Source organism: Kitasatospora sp. NPDC057936 (assembly GCF_042887525.1).
Taxonomy (GTDB): Bacteria; Actinomycetota; Actinomycetes; order Streptomycetales; family Streptomycetaceae; genus Kitasatospora.
The window spans coordinates 1-5,315 of the sequence record NZ_JBHVPD010000190.1; the positions used below are offsets into that span (position 1 = coordinate 1).

Here is a 5,315-nt window from a genome sequence, read left to right on the forward strand (position 1 = left end):
ACCTTCGACCTGCGCCTGGACGACACCCCGCCCGGGACATGGACCGTCACCGCCACCACCACGCAGTAACCCCGGACCCCGCACCCCGCACCCGCCTGCCCCCGGGACAGCCGATACCCGCAGGACGAGCCCTCGTGCCGTGGAACGGATTGCACACGACACGAGAGAAGAACCCGCACGCCCCCGCATCCCGCGGTTGAGGCGCACGCCGGCACGCATCCCCTGCGCACCCGCCCCGTCTCAGCGAAGTCTGACGCTTCTCAACGAAGTTCGACCGCGTCGTTCCCGGCTTGGAGCCGGTTCGGGACCGATGCCGGCGGGCCGGGTGGCCAGAACGCAGCACACCCGGTGAAGGTCGCTCGCCGAACCGGTAGCGACTGCTCTCGAGAGTCCGGCCTGATGTCAGTACCGGCTGTCATCGTGCAAGTGACCGGATGGATGGACCGGGACATGGGAGGACCGATGGACACAAGGGCGGAGAAGCTCAGGGAAATCCTGGGGACGCCGGACAGGGAACCCGCTCAAGTGCCCTGGGAGCAGGGTGTCGACGCATTGAACGGGTTGCGGTTTCCTGCGGACTACCGGTGGCTGCTGGACACCTACGGAGCGATCCTGATCCGCTCCGACCTGATCGTGTGGACCCCGACCGAGAAGCACGGCTTCGAACGCTTCCTGGACTACACCACCGAAGCCGGCGAACAGGTGGGTGTCATGTACGAGGATCACAGGTACGACGAGACCCCCGAAACTCCACCGTACGAGATGCTTCCCTCCCCCGGCGGCTTGCTGTGCTGGGGCGCGGACAACCGTGGCAACTTCCTCTTCTGGCTCACGGCAGACCCCGACGCCGATCATTGGCCGGTCGTCGTATGGATCCAGGACCTCCAGCAGTGGGACCTCTTTCCCGGCGGTACGACGGCCTTCCTGGCCACCCTCCTCACTGGCGACTACCACTTGGGCAACGAACTGCTCGGCGTCCCCGACCCCCTGTGGGAGTTCGCGGCCGACTGGAACACCCGCCGCCCTTACTGACCCTGGCCACGGCCGGCTGCCGACGTGGACGGTGAGACGCCACCAGGTCCAGTGATGACTGTCCCGTCTCGAAGGACCGGTCCGCGGGCATGGCCGTGACCTGCGGCGACCAGATCCCTTGAGACGTCGAGGTGCCGAAAATCCCAGGTGGCCTGGTCCTGGAAGCCGGGATCCCGGGTGTTGTCTCAGCTGATCCGGTCCACCCGGCCAGGCAACCGGGCCCGGCGCGGTCACACCGCGCTACAGCACGGCAGCACACGAGCACGGATCGGCGGCCAGGCAGACCAGGTGCGAATCCTCGGTGACATCAACTCGCCCCAAGACGACTGGGGTATCTCCTGCACGCCGAAGGTCCGGCAATCCCCGCGTGAAGTCCTTGCGGGTGACGATGCCGTCCTCCGCCATGCATCGGGCCCGCCATGTCCAGATGTCGAGGAGCCGCACGGCCGGCACCGTCGATTCGGACCACACCCGGAAGGAAGCCCCGGCTCGCAAGGCCAGGGCAGCGTGGCCGGCGGCATCGGTCTCATGTCGTTCCAGGGCAGCAATCAGGTCTTCGCGATTCACGACGTGCAGTATGGCGCTCTGCGGGTGCCCGGCAGCCCGCCGGTCCAGTGCTCCGTGCAGTCGGGTCTCGGTGAGACAAGCTCCTGTCCGTCAGCCTGCCCGGCCTTCACCGGGCGGTGTCCCCTCTCATTCATCACGTCATGACGATGCTCTGTGAGCCGGGTGTTGACAGGTCTGACCGAGACTTCGTCCCCTGGATGACGTGCCGGGACGCGGAACGCTTCTCGGACGACGCCGGCACTCTCACCGGTCATGGCTGATGCCCGGGTGCTGAGCTGTGGTTCGTCAGCTTGGCTGAGACCCCGAGGAGGCGGTTCTCGCTGGACCTGGCTGTTTCCTGGGGGCGTCCTCGGTGCCTGGCGGCTCCGCCGCGTGGAATGCTGGGTCGATGAGGTTGATAGGTAGCAACGGGCATGGCGTTGAGCTGGGCGTTGTCGGCTACCAGTTCCCCGATGCCGTTGACCCGCGCCGGCGCCAGAGCTGGCTGGTCGTCGAAGGGTCCGCCCACTGTCCGCAGGGGACGTGGTCGTTCCGCTGGCAGGCGTTGACCGCAGACGACGCCGTCGAGTTGGCGCGATGGCCCGGTCAGGCAGCGGCCCACCCATCGGGCTCCGAACACGATGGCAGCGGCCGGCTGGACTTCACCGAGCCCAACTTCTCCTTCACCTTCACCTGGACCGATCCGGGTCTGCTCGAACTGCGCGTCAGCCTGGACTTGGAGTTCTCGCCTCCCTGGCGACACCAGACCCACTCGGGCGAGCCGTTCGTGGTCACGTCCCGGCTGACGGCCGAGTCGGTGTCGACAGCGGCAGCCGATTGGGCGGCCGAGATCAAGCCCTATCCGCCCGCTAGCGGCGCCAACCTGCAGTGAGCCCGGGCGGCAGGTCCCGGGCCGCGATAGCCAGACGCCGGGCGGCTTCGGCCCGCAGGCCGTGATGCCCGCACCAGTACGGTGAGGCCAACAGACTGGTCAGGATAGTGGTCTCGGGGTAAGTGGCGAGCTCGATACGGTCTTCGTCGGGACGGTGGGGATCTCCACAGAGGTCCTCCGGCAAGGTGTCCAGGCGACGGCTCCAGCGCTGGTGCAGTGGTGATGGGCCGGCCTCCCGGAACCACTGGGCTGTGACCTTGCGGGCAATGCAGGTAGTCCACGCCGATGAAGGGGTCCTTGCGGCGGCGGACGAGCCGTCGGTGCCGACGGTTTGCGCACGTGATCTCGGGGAGCGCGGACGAGCCGTCGGTGCCGACAGTTGGCGCACGTGATCTCGGGGAGCGCGGACAGGTCGTGCTGGTCACCGCCGAGGAGCCAGAGCCGGTGCCGGTGGCAGACGCCTTCGTGGGGGCCGGTGCTGCGGACCACGAGTCCGTGGACGCCGCGACCGGCCATGCAGAGACGGCAGGCCGGGCGGCGCCGTGGTTCGGCCAATTCCTCAACGGCCAGAGGCGGCCGGAGCTGTCCGGACTCCCGCACTGCGGTCAGCGCGGGCATGGCGTGGAGTAGGGCCGGGATGCTTCTCCCAGTCAGGATCGCCAGTGCAAGGCCGGGAGCCGGAACCGGCACCAGAACCGGGAACCCGCCCACAGGCTCCGCACAACGGAACCAGGCCCGGGCCGGGCCGTCAGCAGACAGCACCCGCCCCAAAACCCCGGCCCCGGCACGGCCCCTGCCCCGGCACGGCCCCTGTCCCGGGCCCGGAAACGGCCACGGCCACGGCCACGGCCACGGCCCAGCGCACCCCCGGGGAACGGGGACAGCAGGCGGGGCGGGGCCCGGCCCCGGGCAGCGGCCACGGCGGGGCGGGCCGGGCGCGGACGGTGCGAGGCCGCGACCGCCCCCCGGGAACCGGAGACCACAGACCGGAGACCGGAGACCACAGACCGGCCGCGGGACGGGGCACGACAGGGGCCGCCACCAGGAGCAGGACGGCCCGGGCCGTGTACCGATGCCCCGGGCGGAGAACCGGGACCGGCACGGCCGTCCGCGTCCCGGCCCCGCAGACGGCCGCGGCCCCGCCCCCAACGCACTCCGGGGGGACGGAGAGAGCGTTGCGGGCGGGGCCGGACGGCACCGCCAACGGACACCGGCCCCGCAGGCCGGGCCGGGCGCGGACGGTGCAGGGGCCGGGAGGCCCGGGGGCCGTCCCCCAGAGGGGCAGGCGGCCCGCCCGGGGCCGGCCGGGGTTGCGGGGGGGGTCAGGTGATCGAGGCGCCCGAGTCGATGCTGATGACCTGACCGGTCATGCAGTCCTGGTCCAGGAACAGGTGGATCGCCCGCGCGACCTCCTGCGGGGTCACGAACCGCGGGATCGGCGCCTTGTCCCGCATCGCCTCGATCACCTTCTGCGGCAGCGTGTCCGTCATCCCCGTGATCATGAACCCGGGCGACAGCGCGTTGACCGTCACCCCCCGCCGACCGCACTCCGCCGCCAGCGTCCGCGTCATCCCGACCAGCCCCGCCTTCGACGCCGAATACGCCGTCTGCCCCGCGGTCGCGATCAGCGCCGACGGCGACACGATGTTCACCACCCGCCCCCACCGCGCCCGCAGCATCCCCGGCACACACACCCGCGCCGTGTGGAACGAACCGACCAGATTCGTGTCGACCACCCGCCGCCAGTCCGCCGGCGACTGCATCGCCATCAGCGCGTCCCTGCGGATCCCGCCGTTGTTGACCAGCACGTCCACCGGACCCAGCACCGCCTCGATCTCCGCGGCCATCGCCAGCACCGCGCCGTGATCGGCCACGTCCCCGCCCACCACCACATGATCGTTCACCAGCTTGCCCGCCACCTCCTCGGCCGCCTGGCGCGAGGAGTTGAAATGCACCGCGACCCGGCACCCCGCCGCATCCAGCTCCAGCGCCAGCTCCCGCCCCAACCCGCCCGAGGCACCCGTCACCAGCGCCACCGGCGACACCGGCCGCCGGCCCACACCACCCCGGCCACCCGCATCCCGGCCCGCCTCATCCCGGGCACCCGCATCCCGGGCACTCACGTCCCGGCCGCCCGTGTCCCGGGTGCCCGTCTCCCGGGCACTCACGTCCCGGCCCGTGTCCCGGGCTCCCGTGTCCTGGCCGCTCACGCCGCACCTCCCCAGGTCAGCAGCATCGAACCCCACGTCATCCCCGCACCGAACCCGGCCAGCAACACCGTGTCACCATCCTTGATCCGCCCCGCGTCCAGCGCCTCCGCCAGCGCGATCGGCACCGAACCCGACGCCGTGTTGCCATACCGGTCCAGATTCGCCACCAGCCGGTCCGCGGGAATCCCCGTGTGATTCAGCACCGAATTGATGATCCGGATGTTCGCCTGATGCGGCACCACATGATCCACATCCAGCGCACTCACCTTCGCCTGCTCCAGCGTCTCGCGGATCGTACGCACCGTGTACCGCACCGCGTTCAGATAGATCTCGTTACCGTTGATCTGCGCATAATGCAGACCGGCACGCACCGTCTCCTCACTGACCGGCATCCGCGAACCACCCGCCAGGACCTTCAACGAGTCCTTGCACGAGCCGTCCGCACCCAGATTCCACGCCCGCACCCGGTCCACCGGCCCCGGCACCAGCACCACCGCCCCCGCACCATCCCCCACCAGGATCGACAGATCCCGGTCCGCGGGATTGGCCGTCAGCGTGTGCGTGTCCGAACCCACCACCAGCACCGGCCGCGGATCCATCCGCATCAGACCCGCCGCCGTCACCAGCGCATACAC

General features: G+C 70.3%; 5 protein-coding genes. 2 read left to right on the plus strand and 3 right to left on the minus strand.

Annotation, left to right across the window (positions count from 1 at the left end; genetic code table 11):
- Positions 1 to 426: 426 nt before the first annotated feature.
- Entirely contained in the window at positions 427 to 1,032 is a 606-nt protein-coding gene (locus ACFVU9_RS45195; protein WP_387603883.1) for an SMI1/KNR4 family protein, read from the plus strand.
- Between the two features lie 240 nt (positions 1,033 to 1,272).
- Here ACFVU9_RS45195 and ACFVU9_RS45200 read toward each other — a convergent pair whose 3' ends face one another.
- A complete protein-coding gene (locus ACFVU9_RS45200; RefSeq protein WP_387603886.1) occupies positions 1,273 to 1,599 on the minus strand; it encodes a hypothetical protein in 327 nt (108 codons plus the stop codon).
- A 388-nt stretch (positions 1,600 to 1,987) separates the two neighbouring features.
- Here ACFVU9_RS45200 and ACFVU9_RS45205 point away from each other — a divergent pair, with 388 nt between their 5' ends.
- Entirely contained in the window at positions 1,988 to 2,470 is a 483-nt protein-coding gene (locus tag ACFVU9_RS45205; RefSeq protein ID WP_387603888.1) for a hypothetical protein, read from the plus strand.
- Positions 2,471 to 3,792: 1,322 nt separating this feature from the next.
- Here ACFVU9_RS45205 and ACFVU9_RS45210 read toward each other — a convergent pair.
- Together ACFVU9_RS45210 and ACFVU9_RS45215 are read right to left on the minus strand one after the other, a co-directional pair.
- Positions 3,793 to 4,530, minus strand: a complete 738-nt coding sequence (locus tag ACFVU9_RS45210; protein ID WP_387603894.1) for an SDR family NAD(P)-dependent oxidoreductase — start codon at positions 4,528 to 4,530, stop codon at positions 3,793 to 3,795.
- 146 nt (positions 4,531 to 4,676) lie between these two features.
- Positions 4,677 to 5,315: 3-oxoacyl-ACP synthase III family protein (locus tag ACFVU9_RS45215; protein ID WP_387603891.1), on the minus strand; the 639-nt coding region annotated here is incomplete at its 5' end.